The sequence below is a fragment of the Tractidigestivibacter montrealensis genome, from assembly GCF_024741235.1.
GTDB classification, from domain to species: Bacteria; Actinomycetota; Coriobacteriia; order Coriobacteriales; family Atopobiaceae; genus Tractidigestivibacter; species Tractidigestivibacter montrealensis.
Window position 1 is genome coordinate 131,686 of record NZ_JANSKA010000004.1, and the last position, 18,351, is coordinate 150,036.

Consider the following 18,351-nt stretch of genomic DNA (forward strand, 5'->3'; position numbering starts at 1 on the left):
ACTACTGATATCGCAGCGACTCCACGGGGTCGAGACGCGCAGCGCGCCAGGCGGGATAGAACCCAAAGAGCACGCCGATGCCAACGCAGATGCCGCTGGCGAGACCAACTGCCTTCGGAGAGATGACGGGCGTCACCGACATCCCGCCTATCTCGCTTGACAGGCTGGCAAACTGTGCGAGAACGTTGGCGCCGGCATACCCCAGGATTATCCCAAACGCGCCGCCCACCAGGCACAGCGTGATGGACTCCAGCAGGAACTGCCACGTGATGTCGGAGCGCCGCGCCCCCAGAGCCTTTCTCAATCCAATCTCGCGAATCCTTTCGGTGACGTTGGTGAGCATCATGTTCATGATGCCAATACCGCCAACCACAAGCGACACGCCTGCAACGCAGGTCATGAGCGCCTGGAACGCGCCCATCGTCGAGTCGAGCTGCTCGATGACCGAGGCCATGGTCGTGACGCCGATGTAGTAGCTGGATCCATCGGGGCTCGAGGGATCCTCCTCCGGCAGGTTGAAGTAGCTCCTGAGGTAGGACTCCGTCCGCGCGGCAATGCCGTCCATGTCGGTGCCCTCGCGAGCAAAGCCGATGATCTGGCTCACGCCCGTGTTTCCGCTCATGCGCTTCTGCATGGTAGAGAGCGGCACGAAGGATTGCCCGCCCATCACGCCCGATTTGCCAATGACGCCCACCACGGTGTAGTCGTCGTTGCCCACGTGCACGCTCTGTCCCACGGCCTCGTCCGCGGACCCCCACATGCGCTCGGCAACCGACTGGTCGAGCATGATGACCCGCGAGCCAGCGTCCTCCTCGCTTTGCATGATGGTGCGTCCGGCGATGGCCTTCGTGCCCATGGCCTCGAAGTACTCCGGCTCCACGCCCAGGAAGGTGCAGTCCTCTTGGGTGACGCCGTTGGACACCGTCCCCGAGTTGTAGGATGCCGCGGTTATGAACTCGTAGTCGTCGGACATCCCGGCCTCGAGCGCGTCGATGTCGTCCATCGTGACCTCGCGCCCAGGCCAGCAGTCGATCATGACCGTGCGCGACTGCGATAGACCCAGCTCGCCCACGAGCGACGCCTTGACGCCGTCGATGAGCGCCGTCATGGAGATGACGGCGGCGATGCCAATGACAATGCCAAGGATCGTGAGGAGGCTGCGCCCTCGGTTTGCCTGGATGGCCGAGAAGGTCTCGTAGAAGAGGTCCCGTATCCTCATGCGCCTGCCGCCTCCTTCGAATCTCCGAGGGCACGCTGCTCTCGTTGGGCAAGCGACGCCACGTAGGCCTGTTCCTGCTCGTCCGAGAGGAGCCGGCCGTCTCGAATGTGTACCACGCGGTCCGCCCAGCCAGCAACGCTAGGGTCGTGCGTGATGAGAACCACGGTCTTTCCGCGCCCCTGCATGCGCCTGAACGTGCGCATGACCAGCTCTCCTGTGGCGGAGTCGAGGTTTCCCGTGGGCTCGTCGGCAAGGATGAGCGCAGGGTCGTTCACCAGCGCACGGGCGATGGCCACGCGTTGCATCTGTCCGCCGGAGAGCTCGTTCGAGCGGTGGGTGTAGAGGCTCTCCGGAAGGCCGACCTCAACGAGCGCCTGCCATGCCCTCAGCTCGCGATCTGCGGTGGAGCCTCTGCTGTAGACCAGGGGGAGCATCACGTTTCTAAGCACCGTAGCGCGTGGCAGCAGGTTGAAGGATTGGAAGACAAAGCCGAGCCGCGTCGAGCGCACGTGCGCCAGCTCATCGTCGGTGAGCTTCGAGACGTCGATGCCCTCGAGGAGGTATTGCCCGGACGTTGGCCGGTCAAGGCATCCAAGGATGCTCATGAGCGTGGACTTGCCCGAGCCAGAAGGTCCCATGATGGCGAGAAACTCGCCGCGCTCGACGTCCAGGCTCACCCCGCGCAGCGCGGGCGTGAGGCCGGCCGCCGACGAATAGATGCGGCAGACCTTCTCGGCGTGGATGACGGGGGATGCCATCTTAGGCCGCCGAGCTTGCGGACGTGTCCGCGGAAGCGGAGTCGTCGTATGAGCCGGAGTCGCCTTGCATCATACCGATAACGACCTCGTCGCCCTCGGCGACGTCTCCCTCGACGGCCGCCATGGTGCCGTTATTGGCAAGCACCGTGACGTGCCTTTCCTCCGTCGTGGGGAAGCCCGTCTCGTCCTGGCCGGTGACCACACTCACCGTGGCCTGGTCGCCCTCGCCGTTCACAGCGCTCAGCGGGAGCATGAGCGCGTCCGGGATGTCCGTCGAGGAGATGGTGACGCTTGCCGTCATGCCCGGCTTGAGCGCCGGGTCCGGGTTGGGTATGAGAAGGTCGACGGCATAGGTGACCACGCTTCCACCGTAGCCGGGGATGGCACCTTGGGCATCCGAGGAAGAGACCGTCGCAATGCGGGTGACCGTGGCGTCAAGCTCCACGTTTGGAAGCGCCGAGAAGGTCGCCCGCGCCGCCTGCCCAACGGAGACCTTCGAGATGTCCATCTCGTTCACCTGCACCGAGACCGTCATCTGCGAGAGGTCGCCGATAGTGATGAGCGAGCCGGATGCGCCAGAGGAGACCGTGGCTGCCGCGCCAGCGCCTGCGCCAGAGCCCACGGCCGCGCCCTCGACGGCGTTCATGACCACGATCGTGCCCGAGGCCGGTGCCGTGACCGTGCGCTTGTCTGCGGTGGCAACGGCGTCGTCATAGGCGGACTGGGCTGTCTCGAGCGCGAGCTGGGCGGAGTCGACGGCGTCGGCGGCCGAGTTCACCGTGGCGAGGTCCGTCTGGTCTGCGTAGTAGGCGTTGTAGGCGGTGGCATAGTTCTCCTTGGCTGAGGAGAGCTGGGTCCTAGCCGAGCGAAGCTGGATGTCCGCCTCGCGCACGGCCTTGTCGAGTGAGTCGTTGCGGATGGTGAGGAGGGTGGTGCCCGCCTCGACGTAGTCGCCCTCGCTCACGAACACCTCGGAGATGATGCCGTCCACCTCGGGCGTCACCACAACGGAGTTCATGGGCTGGACATTGCCGGACGCCTTGACCTCGTCTGTGAACTTACCGCGCATGACGGGCGTGGTCTGAAGCGAGGGCTCCTCGGGGGCGTTCGCGCTTTGCTGAGAAGTCACGGTCCAAACGAGAACAGCAACAACCGCGCAGGCGGCAACGATGCCAACGATGATGTTCCTGCGGCGGCGCTTCTTGCGGTGAGCGAGAAGGCTTGCCATCGCGTCACGGGTGTCCTCGTCCTCCTCGGCGCTCTCGCCAGGCAGGGAAGGAAGGGTGTTGGGGGAGTCCCCGGAGATGACGGGGAGGCTGTCTAGCGGATGGGTTTTCGGCGTTGTCTTGTCGGGTTCGCCGAGGTCGTTGGTGTGGTCGGTCTCCTGGGACATGCGTCCTCCTCGCCCTTGGGTGCAAAACGGGTGGTGCCGGGGTGTTACCGAGTCCGTGATGCTGTCATGCCTGCTCAGCGTGCTTGTGGAAATGATACCGGGGTATTGTCATCAGGAGCCTATCGGCAAGCTTACAAATCCGTAAGCGGCGCTTGCAGCCGTGGTCGGAAGAGGGGAGAAGTACGGAATTCTCGGCCCGTTGGCTATGGTTTGAGTCCTCCGGGGTGAGGCTTGTGGTCCGTTGGCTTAGGGTCTCTCGATTATTGAACGAAATTTCTCGAAGAGAAGACATTTTGCCAGTTGTGATTGAGAATACCGAGAAATATCGCGCAATAATCTTGCCCTAATCGTGCCAGCCCAGGAGCTCAGGGCTTATCTGCCTGGCGAAAATACGTCGCAAATAAGGCTGGTAATCAGCACTGCCACAACAAAGCTCCCCGGTGCCCACACAGCACCGGGGAGTCCGTAGAGAGGCTATCGCGTAAACGCTACGCCGCGCTTGCTTGGCCCTCGCGCTTAAGCTCATACGAGTCGTCGCCATCGTAGACGCTGCGGTCTACCAGGCCCTCGCCGGCGGCCACGATAAGCGAGGCCTCTGCTGCGCCAAGCACGTTAGTTGCCGTGCGGCCCATGTCGACGATCGAGGAGATGGGCGCCACAAGGGCGATGGTCTCCACGGGAAGCCCCAGTGCGGCGAGAAGCGCCGTCGCGGTGATGGTCGCCGTGCCGGGCACGCCTACGGTGCCAATGGAGACAACAAGCGTGAGCAGGACGAGGAAGCCGTACTGGACCGGCGTGAAGGGGATTCCCAGCGCGTTGATCGCAAAGACCGCCACGAGCGTGGGCCACATACCGGCGCAGCCGGGCATGCCAAGGTTCGCACCAAGGCCTGCGGTGAAGCTCGCCACGTCCTCATCCACGCCCAGGTTCTGCGTGAGCGAGCGGATGGTCACAGGCAACGTGCCAATACTGCTCTGCGTGGTGAAGGCGGTTACCGCAGCGGGAGCCATGCCCTTGAGGAAGCGCACCGGGCTGAGGTGGCCCACCCAGGCCACGAATGCAGACTCGACGCCAAAGAACTGGATTGCCAGGACCACGTAGGCAACGGCCAACACGCCAAGCAGCGGTACGAGCTGGGTGACGTCGGCGCGGCCAACGGCGCGGCCAATGAGCGCTACCACGGCGTACGGCGTGAACCCAACAACCCAGCTTACGGTCTCGCCCAGGACCTTGTTGCCGGCGTCGATGAACGCCTTGAACGGCCGCACGTCGACCTTCTCGCCATCCTGGCGCTCTGAGGCAAGCCGGTTGTACGCCAGCGCTACGATGATCGCAAAGACGATGATGGGCACAACTGCGTTGCTTGTCCACGCCGCGGCAAGGTTCTGCGGGAAGAGCCCCACGATGGTGTCGGTGACGGTGGGAACCTCCTTGGCCTCGTAGGTTACGCCGTCAAGCGAGAAGCCCGTACCCACGCCCAGGGGCAGCGCGATGGCAAGCGTGAGGAGTGTCGCCGTGAGCGTGTTGAGCACGAGAAAGACTACCGACTTCACGCCGATGCCTTTGAGGTGCACGAGGTCCGCCAGGTTGGTGACGCTCGAGATGATGCTAAAGAGGAGGAGCGGCACCACAAGCGCGGAGATCACGTTTGCGTAGATGGTGCCAAAGATTGCGTAGTACGAGAAGCCCTGGCCAAACGCGACGCCGATGACTATGCCGAGTCCGGTCGCGATGAGGGTGCGCACGCCAAAGCCAACCTTGAACCTGCGCTTGAGCGTGGCGAGAAGGGCGAATGCCACAATGGTTGCGACGAGTGCCCAGAGTGCCGTGATGTCGATCTGCATGGGATGTTACCTTCCGACGTGTCGTATGCGTTCCAAGTGGGGGATGCGGGCGAGCTGCCTCGGCGTGCTGGTTTCGCTACACATTCGGTGACAGATGATGGCCATGATGCGCTCCTCAATCTCTAGTGCGTTGGTAGGATATTGGTATGGTCGTGCATCGGTGCTTCCGGTACAAGGCGGGGCGTTACAGCGTTTTCCGACAACTGGCGTTCGGAAATGAGGGGAGCGAGGCTAGCGGAGAGGGCGCTGCTCCCCAGCGCGTTGGCTGACGTAGAATACCCGCGCAAGTGTCAGCAAGAGTAGGGAGAGGTGCTGTGTGTCATTGGAGACAGAAAAGTTCGTGCGCTACGAGTTTCTCGGCGAGAAAGACGACGCCTCGCGGCTTGAGTTCCGCGCGCTTGAGGACTGCTCGGCGCTCGACCTGGCGCTCTCAATGGGGATGTCGCGGCGCTCTGCCGCTCGCGCGTTCCAGCGCGCCGGGCTTTCGCGTAGGGGAGAGACGCTTGCGGCGTCCTCGCGTCTGGTTGCCGGGGATGTGGTGAACGTTGCCCTCGTGCGGCAGGCAGCCATGCCCGCCCCGCCAGATGTGCCGCCTGCCACCATTATCTACCAGGACTCCGTTTGCCTTGCTGCCGAGAAGCCCGCGGGCATCCTCGTGCATGGTGACGGCACCGGCGCGCCCACGCTCACGAATCGCGTGCGCGTCTCGCTTGCTCGGCAGGGCGTGACGGCGAACCCCCAGGCCGTGCAGCGCCTGGACGTCGAGACCACGGGGCTTGTGCTCTTCTCGCTGGCAGAGGAGTTCCAGCCCGCGTTTGACGCGCTCGTTGCCGGACACGCCATGCGCAAGCGCTACCTTGCCGAGGTGAGTGGCGCCTTTCCGGGAGACGTGACTACCATCGAGAAGCCCATCGGTCGCGATCGCCACGATGCGCGCCGCATGCGCGTGTGCCGCCTCGGCCAAGGCCAACCCGCGCTCACGCGGGTGCGCGTGCTGGAGCGACGTGGCAACCGCACGCTCCTTCTCGTCGAGCTGGGAACGGGGCGGCGACACCAGATCCGCGTGCACCTCTCGTCTCTGGGATTTCCCATTGTGGGAGACACACTCTACGGCGGTAGGAGAGACCCGCGCGGACTCATGCTGCATGCGCTTGAGGAGGAGTTCGACCATCCGGTGAGCGGTGCGCACGTGCTTCTCCGCACGGAAGTCCCGGAGCGGTTCCGGGTCTAGCGGGCTGACGCCGTTCGCAAATGCGCACCAGTTCGAGTCGTGCAGCGCGGGCTGGGTTGCGCGATACTGTTGATGAAGGGGACGCCGTCATCGTGGCGACGTGACGCCGTTTGCAGTGCGGCGCGAAAAAAAGGACGAGAAGCGAGAGGATCCACCTATGGCTGACACCATGCGTGGCGTGTATACCAACCTGACGGAGATTAGGCGCAACGTCTTTTGCGAGGTCGCGAAGATTGCCTACGAGGGTGGCGACGACCAGGCAAAAAAGCTCGACGAGCTGCCCTACAAGATCATCCCTGGTGACGTTGCCACCTACCGCGAGAGCGTGTTTCTCGAGCGCGCCATCGTGGGCGAGCGCATCCGCCTTACGCTGGGCCTGCCGCTGCAGGGCGTCGACCGCCCCGAGCAGCTCTCCGACGGCCTTGCCGAGGCCGCGAAGCCCGAGACCTACTACCAGCCGCCCCTCATCAACATCATCAAGTTTGCCTGCAACGCCTGCGAGGACAACGTCTACCGCGTTACCAATATGTGCCAGGGCTGCCTTGCGCACCCCTGCCGCGAGATCTGCCCCAAGGGCGCCATCACCTTTGTGGACAAGAAGGCCCACATCGATCAGGAGAAGTGCATTCACTGCGGGCAGTGTGCCAAGGTCTGCCCGTACCACGCCATTCTCCACAAGGAGCGCCCCTGTGCCTCGGCCTGCGGCATGCATGCCATTGGTTCAGACGAGCACGGTCGTGCGCAAATTGACTACGAGAAGTGCGTCTCGTGCGGACAGTGCCTCATCAACTGCCCGTTTGGCGCCATTGCTGACAAGAGCCAGATCTACCAGGTGATCCAGGCCATCAACGCAGGCGACGAGGTCATCGCGGCCGTGGCGCCGGCGTTTGTCGGCCAGTTTGGCGGCAAGGGCAACGTGGGCAAGCTGCGCGAGGCCTTCCACCAGCTGGGATTCTCCGGCGTCGAGGAAGTGGCGCTTGGCGCAGACCTCTGCACCATCCAGGAGGCGGACGACTACCTGAACGAGGTCCCAGACAAGCTTCCCTTCATGGGAACCTCGTGCTGCCCCGCATGGTCGGTCATGGCAAAGAAGGAGTTCCCCAAGTACGCCAACTGCATCTCCATGGCGCTCACGCCCATGACGCTCACGGCGCGCATGATTCGCACCCAGCACCCGCACGCCAAGATCGTCTTTGTGGGGCCCTGCGCCGCCAAGAAGCTCGAGGCCATGCGCAAGTCCATCAGGAGCGAGGTGGACTTCGTGCTCACCTTCGAGGAGATGGCGGGCATGATGGAGGCCAAGCAGATTGACTACCTCTCGCTGGCTGACGACAACAAGAGCGACTTCGACGTGGCCTCTGCGGACGGCCGCGGGTTTGCCGTGGCGGGAGGCGTGGCTACGGCCGTGGTCAACGCCATCCACCGTCGCTACCCCGACCGCGAGGTCAACGTGGCCAACGCCGAGGGCCTTGAGGACTGCCGCAAGATGATGAAGGACGCCGTGCGCGGCAAGTACCCCGGCTACCTGCTCGAGGGCATGGCGTGCCCGGGTGGTTGCGTGGCCGGCGCCGGCACGCTGCAGGCCATCAACAAGTCTGCCGCAGCGGTCAAGCGCTATGCCAAGCGCTCGCCGCACGAGAACGCCACCGAGAACGCGTATCGCGTGCTCATCCCGGCGCTTGCCGAGGAGGGCGACGTGGACACCGAGGTCGAGGAGACCTTCGAGGCCCAGCGCCCGGTGGAGTAGCGGAGTCTCGGGCCGCCGAGCTTTCGTCCTTCTCGCCGGTGCCTTGGCGAGCAGCGCTACACATTCGTACCCGAATCTGTGACCTGCGCAGGTCGATACAGATTCGCACAACGAATGTGTAGCGCTTTTAGATGGCTGCATCCCACGCATGACAAAAGACCCCACTGGAGCGCGTGACTCCAGCGGGGTCGTATCAAACGTAGCGGGAAACCCAGGGCTCGTGCCCGGGCCATCCGGAAGAACCGGGCGCCAAGGAGCCGAGAAGGCCCTTCTACTCGGTCTTCTCGCCCTTGACCGAGGCATAGAAGGTTGCCTGGTCAAACACGTCCTTGATGGTCTTGCCATGGACAAAGGGAAGCATGAGGAACTCGTCGACCGTGTCGACCAGCTCGCTGCAGTCCACGAAGTGGTTCTTGGAGTTGCGCCGCGAGGTGTCTTGCGCGCGCCATGCCTCATAGTTGACGTCTGTGAGGTAGTAGACGGCCGACCCGACCTTCATATAAACCGAATGGTTTCTATGAAGGTAGTCGGCCAGATCGTTGTAGCTGATGTCGAGCGCCTCTGCCGCTTTCTTTCCCATGGCATGTCCTTTCGCCGAACGACCATGACCTGCATAGATTGACTATATCCCCGTTGGCGCAGAGTTAGTCCCGCGTTTGGATAATGTTCCCTTCTCGTCGGCAAGCGATTGTTTCTCCAAATAAGCAGCAGCTCGATGGGGGTGCGCATGCGCCGCCCGCCCGATTGCCCGGGGTTGGTCGCGTCTTCTCTTCGCGCGTGCGCTAGCATTGTTGGGAATGCGCAGAGGCTCGGGCGCCTCTTGGTACCCGTTTGAGGCTTGATGAAGGAGCGCAGCCATGGAAGCAAGCGAGGCCAAGGTTCTTGCGTCAGCGTGCGAGCCGCGCCGCACCGTGCGCACCTTTGACGGCACGTCACTTGCGCCAGAAGCTCGCGAGCTTCTGGAGACCCTGGCATCCAATGGCGAGAATCCCTATGGCATACCGGTTGACCTGCGGCTTATTGATGCCGAGACGTACGGTACCACAAGTCGCGTGATTCGGGGGACCAGCTGGTACGTTGTTGGCGCTCTCCCGCGCTGCCCTCACGCCGAGGAGGCCTTTGGCTACGTGGTCGAGCGCCTGGTTCTTGCCGCGGCGGCGCACGGCCTGGGGACGGCGTGGCTTGCGGGCACCATCGACCGGCCTACCTTCGAGCGCGTGGTGGGCGTTGACAGGGACGAGAACCGCATCATGCCGGCGGTGATTGCCGTTGGCGTGCCGGCGGCGCGCATGTCGGCGCTCGAGCGCGTCATGCGCTCAAAGCTCCATGCGGACGAGCGGGCGCCGTGGGATACCCTCTTCTTCCAGGGAGACTTTGCGCATCCCATTGCCTCGCCGGATGCATGTGACCCCACGCTGGCGGCCACGCTCGACTGCGTGCGGCTGGCGCCATCGGCGCAGAACCTCCAGCCGTGGCGGCTGGTCTGCTCTGACGGACGCATCGACCTCTTCGAGCATCGCACGTTGCCGCTCAGGCCCATCGGTGACGTGCAGCTTGTTGACATGGGGATTGCCATGCTCCACCTGGAGGCTGGTCTCGCCCGGCAAGGCGCGCACGGCGCGTGGTCGTTCGATGGGCCGGCGGCTGGCGCTGCCGGTGCGAGCGCCTCGGCCACCTACGTTGCCACCATCAGTTATTAGACACAAATCGCATCAAGTGTCGTTTACTTCTCGCATCACGGGGTAGATAATTCATCGAAACAAAGGTTAGCTTCGAGGCACGGCTCGGGGCTCGAGTGAGGGAGGCGATACCGATGGGCAGCGAAGACGAGACACATTCAAGCCTGTCTGCGGCCGCCAACCCAAGGCACGCCCGTTTGTAGGTCCTGGGAGGGCCAGCAACGCGAAGCGTAAGTCGCATCAAGGGCGCTAGCAACCTGGCGGTTCGCAGACAGCAGTTCTACAGGTTGCGATAGCAGAGGAGCGATACCACCCTAATAGTTCAAGGCAAGTTCACATGATGCAGGGAGGGCCGGCAGTCCCAGAGACGCCGGCCCTCTGTTTTTTCTCTTGTCGGCCACGCCCCTGCTAGTGGCGCACCTCGAAGGGCGTCTTTTCTCCGCGCTCGAAGGCGAGAAGCGCGCTCGCGGAGTTGCGGATCATCGCCTCCACGTCCTCGGCGGTGTAGAACGCCATGTGCGGCGAGACGATCACGTTGGGGAATGCCATGAGGACCGAGCGGTCCCGGTTGGGGAGCACGTCCCGGCTGCGGTCGAGGTAGTAGAGGTCCTCCTCGTGCTCGATGGTGTCCAGCGCCGCCGCGCCCACCTGGCCGGACTCCACGGCCTCCACCAGTGCCTGCGTGTCGATGAGCATGCCGCGCGCCGCGTTCACGATGGTCACCCCGCGCTTCATCTTGGAGAAGGCGGCAGCATCGATCATGTGGCGGTTCTCGGGCAGGCCTGGCGCGTGGAGCGTGATTGCGTCCGACTCGGCGTAGAGGGTGTCAAGGTCGACATAGGTTGCGAGCTTCGCAACCTCGGGGTTGGGATAGGGGTCATAGGCAAGGAGCCTGCAACCAAAGCCTGCGAGGTGCCGCACGACCGTGGCGCCAATGCGCCCCGTGCCAATGACGCCCACCGTGGAGGTCGAGATATCCTTTCCCAGCTTGCCGTGAAGGCCAAAGTCCTGCGCGAGGGACTGGCGCGAGAGGAGCTTCACCTTTCGCTGAGCCATGAGCAGCAGCATGATGGCGTAGTTGGCCACACCCTCGGGTGGGTAGGGGGCGTTCGCCACGCGCATGCCCAGCTCGTAGGCATGGGCGACGTCGATGTGCTCGTAGCCGATGGTCCTGGTGGCAAGGTTCTTGATGCCCTCCTCGTGGAAGGCGTCGAGAAGGTCTGCCGGCATGGGGTTGGTGATGATGCAGAGCTCGTCATAGCCGCTGGCCAGGCTCACGTTCTGGAGACTGGGGTACTCCGACGTCCAGCCGTACTCGAATCCCATCTCGTGCGCGCATGCGTCGAGGTAGCCCAGCTCGTCGTACTCGCGCAGGGCATAGGCAAAGAGCTTCATGTTTGTTCTCCTTAGGTCACGCTGAGTGCGGCTCCATGGTAGCCGCCGTGGTCGGGCGGGCGCAGCTCGGCGAGCAACGCGAAACATGCCGGTCAAACGGGTGCACCGTCAGTTCGACAGGGGCGGATCGACAGCTCGTCCCTTCTGGAGCGAGCGCTGACGTTGTCGGGCAACTTTCGGACAGAATTTGCGCCGGGCAGGGGGCAAAACGTCCGATTTCTGCCCCATGGTTCTCGGAAGGGGCCGGGGCGTGCGGACCGTGCGCCCGAGCCGGCGGAAACGCAGACGGCTCGTCCTTCTCGCCTATCAACCCGTGCACGGAGATAATCTCAGCGCGTATGCAGTAGATTTTCGGCCCTTAGGGGTTTATCGCCCCCGGTGGTGGGTACCTAGATATACGTTGGCTTGTCTCAAGGGAAAGAAGCGCACATGAAGCAATTCAAGACAGAGTCCAAGAAGCTCTTGGACCTCATGATCAACTCGATCTACACCAACAAGGAGATCTTCCTTCGCGAGCTCATCTCCAACGCGTCGGACGCCATCGACAAGCTGAGCTTCGAGAGCCTCACCAACCCGGACGTCCACGTTGACCAGGACTCGCTTGCCATCCACCTTGCCTTTGACAAGGACGCGCGCACCATCACGGTGAGCGACAACGGCATCGGTATGACCAAGGACGAGCTGGACAAGAACCTGGGTACCATCGCCCACTCGGGCTCTGAGGCCTTCAAGGAGGCAAACGCCGAGCACCAGGGCCAGGACATGGACATCATCGGCCAGTTTGGCGTGGGCTTCTACTCTGCCTTCATGGTTGCTGACAAGGTCCGCGTGGTGAGCCGTGCCTATGGTGCGGACGAGGCCTTTGCCTGGGAGTCTGACGGCCGGAGCGGCTACACCATCGAGCCTGCCGCTGAGGGAGAGCGCTCGGGCGAAAATGACCACGGCACCGATGTGACGCTCTACCTGCGTCCCTCGACCGAGGAGGACAACACCGACCGCTTCCTCTCTGAGTGGGGCCTGCGCGACCTTGTCACGCGCTACTCCAACTATGTGCGCCATCCCATCCAGATGATGGTCACCAAGAGCCGCGAGAAGCCCAAGCCCGAGGACGCCGGCGACGACTACAAACCCGAGTACGAGGACTACCAGGAGCTTGAGACCCTCAACTCCATGACCCCCATCTGGAAGAAGCGCTCGAGCGAGGTCAAGCAGGAGGACTACGACGAGTTCTACAAGTCGACCTTCCACGACTGGGAGAAGCCGCAGTGCACGATCAGCTTCCACGCCGAGGGTGCGCTCTCGTACGACGCGCTGCTCTTCATTCCGTCCGAGCAGCCGTTCGACCTCTACAGCAAGGACTACGAGAAGGGCCTGGCTCTCTACTCGTCAAACGTCCTCATTCAGGAGAAGTGCGCCGACCTGCTCCCTGACTACTACAACTTCGTGCGCGGCATCGTCGACTCGCCTGACGTGACGCTCAACATCTCCCGCGAGACGCTGCAACAGAATTCGCAGCTCAGGGCCATAGCACGCCGTATCGAGAAGAAGATTCACTCCGAGCTCGAGGACATGCGCGACAACGACCGCGAAGGCTACGAGAAGTTCTTTGGTAACTTTGGCCGCGGCCTCAAGTTTGGCATCTACAACTCCTACGGCTCGAAGGCCGCCGACCTCGCCGACCTGCTGCTGTTCTGGTCGGCCAAGGAGGGCAAGCAGGTCACGCTCAAGGAGTACGTGACGGCCATGCCCGCCGAGCAGGACAAGATCTACTACGCCGCCGGCGACTCCCGCGACCGCCTGGAGAAGATGCCCGTGGTGACCTCCGCCGTGAACCACGGCTTCGACGTGCTTCTCTGCACGCAGGACGTCGACGAGTTCATGTTCCAGTTCATGCGCACCTACCACGTGGACGCCGTGGCGGGCGACTCCGAGCACAAGGGCACCGACGCCCGCGACCTCGAGTTTGCTAACGTCTCTTCCGCGGATCTCGACCTTGCGACCGAGGACGAGAAGAAGGCTGCCGACGAGGCGACCACCGAGCACAAGGACCTTATCGACGAGCTCAAGGGCGACCTGGGCGACAAGGTCACCGACGTGCGCGTGGCGGCTGGCCTGGGCGACGCCCCTGCGACGATTGCCTCCGAGGGCCCGGTCTCGCTCGAGATGGAGCGTGTGATCTCCCAGGGTCCCGAGGCTGCCTCTGCCCCCAAGGCCCAGCGCGTGCTGCAGCTGAACGCTGCGCACCCTGTGTTTGGCAAGCTCGTCGCGGCGCAGGAGGCTGGCGAGAAGGACCGCCTCAAGCTCATGGGTTCCATCCTGTATGACCAGGCGCTTCTCGTCGAGGGACTGCCCATCGACGACCCGGTGGAGTTCGCCAAGAACGTGACCGAGCTCATGTAGGAGTCGGTGGGGAAGCCTACTCGGCGGGGTCGGCCGGTGTCGCTGCGCTTTGCGCCTCACTGGTCGCATCCTTATCATCATTGGCAACCGCCCTCGTGACCTCCTTGGAGGGAACGAGGGCATTCTTGTCCGTGCAGCCCATGATGAGCTGGTTGAGCTCGGCGATGTAGGCCTGCGCGAGGCTTGAGAGCTTGCGCTCGCGGTGCACCACGTAGCCCACGTTCATGACCTCGTCCACGTCGAGCGGGATGGCCACAACACCGTCGAGCATCTCGTCCGAGCGCACGCCCGTCGAGACAAGAAAGCCGTCGTAGCAGCGCAGGAGGCTCGTCATGGTCGCGCGGTCGCTCACGGTGATGCGCTGGCGGTGGGGGAGCGACGAGAGCGGCTCCTCGGAGTAGTAGAGCGAGCCCTCAGGGCCCTGCTCGAAGGTGTAGCGCGGATAGTCCTCGAGGTCCTGCACGCGCACGCTCTTGCGGCTGGAAAGCGGGTGCCCCTCACGGACAAAGACGTGCGGGCGCGCCCGGAAGAGCGAGACAAAGCGCAGGTTTGCCTCGTCCAGGCGGCGCCTGAGCACGCGCTCGTTATAGGTCGAGAGGTAGAGCACCCCGATGTCGCTCCTAAAGGTGCGCACGTCGTCGATCACGTCGGCCGTGCGCGTCTCGCGCAGGGTGAAGTCGCAGGACTCGTCGTGGCGCTTTGCGACAAACTCCGTGAAGGCGTTCACCACAAAGGCATAGTGCTGAGACGAGACGGACAGCTTGCGGTAAGTGTCGTTGCGGTCGCTCTCGTAGTGGCGAATCATGAGGTCTGCCTGCTCGACCACCTGGCGCGCATAGGCGAGAAGCTCCACGCCCTCGGACGTGAGCGTGATGCCCTTGTTCGTGCGGTTGAAGACCTTGACACCCATCTCCTCCTCGAGCTCGCGGATGGAGGTCGAGAGGGCGGACTGGGAGATGTAGTGGCTGTGCGCCACGGAGTTGATCGACCCGCTCTCCGCGACGGCGATGAGGTAGCGAAGCTGCTGCAGGCGCATGCTAGTCCTCCTCGCGCTGGCCGGGGAACATCTTCCGTTCAGAGAATTCCGCCTGCACGGTCGCAAGCATGAGGTCCACGTCCTCGAGGCCCAGGTGGCGCTCCTTCTCGTTCTTGCTCAAGGTGCCGCGGCGGCGGGCCCAGTTCTCGAGCGTGGCGGGATGGGTCTCGCGGGGGAGCAGGCGCACCTCGGAATCCACGCGACGGCAGATGTCGCGCGTGTCGATGGGCACGATCTTGCCGGCCTTGCGCGCCTCGGCGTAGCCGTCAACGTTGAGCATGAACCAGGAGTCCTCGAAGGCGGCGTTGTGTGCCATGTAGGGGAAGGCCGTGAGCGCGGCAAGAATCGCCTTCTGCATCTTGGGGTTCTGGCGCAGGGGAGGCACGCCCTCGAGGTCCTTCCAGGTGATGTGGTGGATCTCTGAGAGGGGCACGCCCTTCTCGGCGTACATCTCGGGCATGCCGCAGTAGGCGGAGTAGGGGTTGGTGGACTTGGCGGTGGGGGTGAGGTTCATGAACTCCAGGCCAACGTTGATCACGTAGCCGCGGTCGGGCTCGCGGTCCGAGGTCTCGAGGTCGATGCCCACCACGGCACCCCACACCGGCGCGTCGATGTAGGCAATTCCCAGGTCGGCTGCCGTGGGGCCAGAGATTCGGGCGACCTCCTCGTCCGAGCGGTGCTGAAGCGTGGCCACACCGTGGATGAGGTCCGCGTCCGAGAGGCGCCGTGCGAGGTTGAGACCGTTGGTGTTTCTCAGCCGCTCGATGCCAAAGCGGTCGCAGATGTCGCGGTTCCTGTCGGCAAGGCCTCGTACCAGGTCGAACGAGAAGGGCTCGCGACCAAGTGGCGCCGCCTTCCAGGCGTCGGTCAAGACCTTGATTGCCTCCTCGTTCTTGGAGCGCTCCTGGGTGAGAGAGTCGTCGTCCGTGAGGAAGCCAGGGAAGACAAAGGCGTTTGCCTGCTCGATTGCCTGGGAGAGGTCCATGCTTGCCGCTTTCGCTCCTGGCGGGTGAGGCCCGCGCGTTGTTGCCGTGTGAGGCGTCCGGTGGAACCAGACGGAACCATACAGACTAGCAGAGGGGCGTGGTGGCGGTGTGCGCAGGCGGAGGCAATCGGCGTGGCTCCCGATGGCGCGGTTCTCGGCACGGCGCTATCTGCCGCGCGTTATCGCCGGTTAGGGAGGCCTAACCGTTCGGAATCCGCGGCAACTGCCTACGACGCGATAACCTCCGGCCATGCGTCGCCAAACTTCTTGCGAAGGTCGAGAATCGCCTCGCAGAACGTGTATCCGTGCGGCGCGGATGTGCGCACCAGGTGCCCGTCGCGGTAGGCAATCAGCCGGTTGCGCGGAACCGGCTTCCAGAGGTCCTTCTCCGCGTCCCCGCCAAGCGGCTTTGTCGAGAAGACGATGGCATCGTCCGACAGCTGCCGGTAGTTGAGCGTGTCCTCTGACGTGTTGGTGTGCACGTAGGTGTAGGTGCCATCGTCCATGATGAGGTTCTGGCGGTTGAGGTTAGAGATCTGCGAGAGGGCGCCGGCCAGCGCGTCAAAGGTGCCGTCAAAGCCCAGTGCGCAGCCCGCCCGCATGGTGGCCTCGTCCAGGACGTCGAGAAGGAAGAGCATCGTTCGCTCGCTGTCCGTCTCGCCGAGCTCGATGCGGTCATAGCCTGCGAGCAGCTCTTCGTTGAAGAGGATGCCGTTGTGGATGAGAGTCCACTCGCGCCCGGAGATGTCCGAGCCCAAAAACGGGTGGCAGTTCTCCACGCTCTGTGCGCCGCAGGTGGAGAAGCGAACGTGCGCCTCCAGTCGGCAGGCCTCCACGGGTTGCTCCAAGATCTTGGGCAGGAGCGTTGACTCGTAGGCCGGGATGGGCTCGCGCCAGAGCATGACGTCCGCCTCGGGGTCGCCGGGCTTGCCACGGTCGTCTCGCCACGAGAGGCCCCAGCCATGCGGGTTGTCATGGCTGTGGGTGTAGAACTCCCTCAGGTAGGCGTTGGCCAAGACCGGCCTTCCCGAGTTGATCGCGAAGAGCTCGCACATGCCGGGCGTCCGATTTCAAGCGGGTGCAGGTACAACATGATGATAGCGCGTCTCGTGTGACGGTGCTGTTACCGAGTGGCGCTAGTACCCCACGGTGCAGGGGAAGACGAGGGCACGCACGCGCTGGGCAATGGCGTCGAGGGTCTCTCTTGGCGCCTTACTAAGGCCCGAGGCAGGCGTGTCGCGGTCCACGGTGTAGATGGTCACGCCCTCTGGCTTGATGCGCTCAAGCGCCGAGAGCCACGCGCCCACGTGGGCCTCGTCCGTGTTGTCGAGCGAGCGACCATCGTAGCTGCCGCGCAGGAAGATGGTCTGCACGATAACGTGGCCGTTGAATGACGCGAACGTCTCCACCTGGCGCTCCACGCTATAGGGCACGCGGGGACGGTCGAGCGCGGCCACGTAGGTGGCGTCGACGGTGTCAAGCTTGAGGACGTTCCTGTCCACGCGGAGAAGTGCTGCGTGCACCTCTGGCCGCGCAGCCTGCGTGCCGTTTGAGAGCACGGTCACGCGTGCCTCGGGTGCGTAGCGGTCGCGAAGGGAGAGCGCCGCGTCCACGGCGGCCGGGAAGACGGGACTCGCGGTGGGCTCTCCGTTGCCGGCAAAGCAGATGTCATCGAGGCGCTCGCGCTTCTCGGCCATCGCCGCCAGGGCCTCTTCCAGGGCAGACGTCATCTGGTCAAGCGTCACGTAGCCGTCGTGGGTGTGACGCTGGTCGTTGAAGCCGTTCTCGCAGTACAGGCAGTCGAAGGTGCAGATCTTGCCCGTTGCCGGCATGAGGTTTACGCCAAGGGAGACGCCAAAGCGCCTGCTTAGTACCGGCCCAAAGACGGGGCTCTGGTTGAGGAACGTGGGCATGCTCGTGGCCTCCAGCGCTACCGGTCAAGTCGCCTAGATTTCGTCGGCGAAGGTGACAAAGTCGAGGTTGCCAATGGACTCGATGAAGAGGCTCTTGCGCCCCATCGAGGAGAGTTCCACGGAGAAGGTCGCCGCCGTGCCCTTCCTGCCGTCCTGGCCACGAATGACCTCGAAGTTCTCGTACGTGCAGTCCCATGAGTGGAGCTTGCGGAGAAGCTCTCGCACGCCCGAGGGCTCGTCGAACTCAACGTAGACGTCGAAGGTCTTTGACGCTCGCCTGATCACGCGGTCGAGGCGGTTCAGCCCCTCGAAGGTGAGGATAACGAAGAAGAGGCCGATGAGCGCACCCTCCGCAAAGCCGATGCCCGCTGCCAGGCCGATGCACGCGCAGGCCCAGAGGCCGGCTGCGGTGGTGAGGCCGCGCACCTCGTTCTTGCCCGTCACGAGGATGGTGCCCACACCGAGGAAGCCCACGCCCGAGATGACCTGCGCGCCGATGCGGTTGATGTCGCCGCGCGCGTCGGGGAACTGGTGAAGGACGTACTCGCTCACGATCATGGCCATGGCGGCGCCAATGCACACGAGGACGTGGGTCTTGATGCCCGCGCCCTTGTTGTGGAACTCGCGGTCTATGCCGATGGCCAGGCCAACAAGGGTCGCGATGAGCAGCCGCAGAAAGACGGCATGGGCACCCCATGCCGCCGTCTCTGCCACAAAGCTCTGCCAGGCCTCACCGATCATCTTGCAGCGC

15 protein-coding genes are annotated in these 18,351 nt (G+C 63.7%); 4 read left to right on the forward strand and 11 right to left on the reverse strand.

The features are described from left to right. Window position 1: 1 nt before the first annotated feature. From NVS32_RS06865 to NVS32_RS06880, 4 genes are all read right to left on the reverse strand, one after another. Window positions 2-1,219: an ABC transporter permease gene (locus NVS32_RS06865; RefSeq protein ID WP_258499152.1), complete on the reverse strand. Its 1,218-nt coding sequence runs from the start codon at window positions 1,217-1,219 to the stop codon at window positions 2-4. Further along, entirely contained in the window at window positions 1,216-1,977 is a 762-nt protein-coding gene (locus NVS32_RS06870; protein WP_258499153.1) for an ABC transporter ATP-binding protein, read from the reverse strand. Before NVS32_RS06870 ends, NVS32_RS06865 begins: the two co-directional genes overlap by 4 nt. 1 nt (window position 1,978) lies before the next feature. After that, the gene (locus NVS32_RS06875) at window positions 1,979-3,370 is read right to left on the reverse strand and encodes an efflux RND transporter periplasmic adaptor subunit (RefSeq protein WP_258499154.1); all 1,392 of its coding nucleotides are present in this window, start codon (window positions 3,368-3,370) and stop codon (window positions 1,979-1,981) included. 488 nt (window positions 3,371-3,858) lie between these two features. Next, window positions 3,859-5,214, reverse strand: a complete 1,356-nt coding sequence (locus NVS32_RS06880; protein ID WP_258499155.1) for a dicarboxylate/amino acid:cation symporter — start codon at window positions 5,212-5,214, stop codon at window positions 3,859-3,861. A gap of 316 nt (window positions 5,215-5,530) precedes the next feature. Here NVS32_RS06880 and NVS32_RS06885 point away from each other — a divergent pair, with 316 nt between their 5' ends. Then, on the forward strand, window positions 5,531-6,445 hold the full coding sequence (locus NVS32_RS06885) for an RluA family pseudouridine synthase (RefSeq protein ID WP_258499156.1): 915 nt from the start codon (window positions 5,531-5,533) through the stop codon (window positions 6,443-6,445). A 157-nt stretch (window positions 6,446-6,602) separates the two neighbouring features. Next, complete coding sequence (locus NVS32_RS06890) at window positions 6,603-8,192, forward strand: 4Fe-4S dicluster domain-containing protein (protein WP_258499157.1); 1,590 nt, start codon at window positions 6,603-6,605, stop codon at window positions 8,190-8,192. A gap of 271 nt (window positions 8,193-8,463) precedes the next feature. On the opposite strand, the gene NVS32_RS06895 is transcribed toward NVS32_RS06890, so the two are convergent. Beyond that, on the reverse strand, window positions 8,464-8,772 hold the full coding sequence (locus tag NVS32_RS06895; protein ID WP_258499158.1) for a CDP-alcohol phosphatidyltransferase: 309 nt from the start codon (window positions 8,770-8,772) through the stop codon (window positions 8,464-8,466). Between the two features lie 277 nt (window positions 8,773-9,049). Here NVS32_RS06895 and NVS32_RS06900 point away from each other — a divergent pair, with 277 nt between their 5' ends. Continuing rightward, a complete protein-coding gene (locus tag NVS32_RS06900; RefSeq protein WP_258499159.1) occupies window positions 9,050-9,892 on the forward strand; it encodes a nitroreductase family protein in 843 nt (280 codons plus the stop codon). 387 nt (window positions 9,893-10,279) lie between these two features. Here NVS32_RS06900 and NVS32_RS06905 read toward each other — a convergent pair whose 3' ends face one another. Next, on the reverse strand, window positions 10,280-11,266 hold the full coding sequence (locus NVS32_RS06905; RefSeq protein ID WP_258499160.1) for a D-isomer specific 2-hydroxyacid dehydrogenase family protein: 987 nt from the start codon (window positions 11,264-11,266) through the stop codon (window positions 10,280-10,282). Window positions 11,267-11,695: 429 nt separating this feature from the next. Here NVS32_RS06905 and htpG point away from each other — a divergent pair, with 429 nt between their 5' ends. Beyond that, window positions 11,696-13,666, forward strand: a complete 1,971-nt coding sequence (gene htpG / locus NVS32_RS06910) for a molecular chaperone HtpG (RefSeq protein ID WP_258499161.1) — start codon at window positions 11,696-11,698, stop codon at window positions 13,664-13,666. 16 nt (window positions 13,667-13,682) lie between these two features. Here the strand turns inward: htpG and NVS32_RS06915 are convergent, their stop codons facing one another. The 5 genes from NVS32_RS06915 to NVS32_RS06935 all read right to left on the reverse strand — a co-directional run bounded on the left by NVS32_RS06915 (window position 13,683) and on the right by NVS32_RS06935 (window position 18,341). Beyond that, window positions 13,683-14,702: a LysR family transcriptional regulator gene (locus NVS32_RS06915; protein ID WP_258499162.1), complete on the reverse strand. Its 1,020-nt coding sequence runs from the start codon at window positions 14,700-14,702 to the stop codon at window positions 13,683-13,685. A gap of 1 nt (window position 14,703) precedes the next feature. Beyond that, complete coding sequence (locus NVS32_RS06920) at window positions 14,704-15,687, reverse strand: 3'-5' exonuclease family protein (RefSeq protein ID WP_258499163.1); 984 nt, start codon at window positions 15,685-15,687, stop codon at window positions 14,704-14,706. A 227-nt stretch (window positions 15,688-15,914) separates the two neighbouring features. After that, complete coding sequence (locus tag NVS32_RS06925) at window positions 15,915-16,742, reverse strand: class II glutamine amidotransferase (RefSeq protein WP_258499164.1); 828 nt, start codon at window positions 16,740-16,742, stop codon at window positions 15,915-15,917. An 81-nt stretch (window positions 16,743-16,823) separates the two neighbouring features. Then, entirely contained in the window at window positions 16,824-17,600 is a 777-nt protein-coding gene (locus NVS32_RS06930; protein ID WP_258499165.1) for a radical SAM protein, read from the reverse strand. A gap of 33 nt (window positions 17,601-17,633) precedes the next feature. Next, complete coding sequence (locus tag NVS32_RS06935; protein WP_258499166.1) at window positions 17,634-18,341, reverse strand: MgtC/SapB family protein; 708 nt, start codon at window positions 18,339-18,341, stop codon at window positions 17,634-17,636. Between the last annotated feature and the right edge of the window lie 10 nt (window positions 18,342-18,351).

Bases quoted from the DNA above. Each gene is read 5' to 3' on its own strand.
- NVS32_RS06930 (WP_258499165.1), bottom strand. From the start codon at position 17,600: ATGCCCACGTTCCTCAACCAGAGCCCCGTCTTTGGGCCGGTACTAAGC.
- NVS32_RS06935 (WP_258499166.1), bottom strand. From the start codon at position 18,341: ATGATCGGTGAGGCCTGGCAGAGCTTTGTGGCAGAGACGGCGGCATGG.
- NVS32_RS06890 (WP_258499157.1), top strand. From the start codon at position 6,603: ATGGCTGACACCATGCGTGGCGTGTATACCAACCTGACGGAGATTAGG.
- NVS32_RS06915 (WP_258499162.1), bottom strand. From the start codon at position 14,702: ATGCGCCTGCAGCAGCTTCGCTACCTCATCGCCGTCGCGGAGAGCGGG.
- NVS32_RS06865 (WP_258499152.1), bottom strand. From the start codon at position 1,219: ATGAGGATACGGGACCTCTTCTACGAGACCTTCTCGGCCATCCAGGCA.
- NVS32_RS06905 (WP_258499160.1), bottom strand. From the start codon at position 11,266: ATGAAGCTCTTTGCCTATGCCCTGCGCGAGTACGACGAGCTGGGCTAC.
- NVS32_RS06895 (WP_258499158.1), bottom strand. From the start codon at position 8,772: ATGGGAAAGAAAGCGGCAGAGGCGCTCGACATCAGCTACAACGATCTG.
- NVS32_RS06875 (WP_258499154.1), bottom strand. From the start codon at position 3,370: ATGTCCCAGGAGACCGACCACACCAACGACCTCGGCGAACCCGACAAG.
- NVS32_RS06880 (WP_258499155.1), bottom strand. From the start codon at position 5,214: ATGCAGATCGACATCACGGCACTCTGGGCACTCGTCGCAACCATTGTG.
- NVS32_RS06900 (WP_258499159.1), top strand. From the start codon at position 9,050: ATGGAAGCAAGCGAGGCCAAGGTTCTTGCGTCAGCGTGCGAGCCGCGC.
- NVS32_RS06870 (WP_258499153.1), bottom strand. From the start codon at position 1,977: ATGGCATCCCCCGTCATCCACGCCGAGAAGGTCTGCCGCATCTATTCG.
- NVS32_RS06920 (WP_258499163.1), bottom strand. From the start codon at position 15,687: ATGGACCTCTCCCAGGCAATCGAGCAGGCAAACGCCTTTGTCTTCCCT.
- NVS32_RS06925 (WP_258499164.1), bottom strand. From the start codon at position 16,742: ATGTGCGAGCTCTTCGCGATCAACTCGGGAAGGCCGGTCTTGGCCAAC.
- htpG (WP_258499161.1), top strand. From the start codon at position 11,696: ATGAAGCAATTCAAGACAGAGTCCAAGAAGCTCTTGGACCTCATGATC.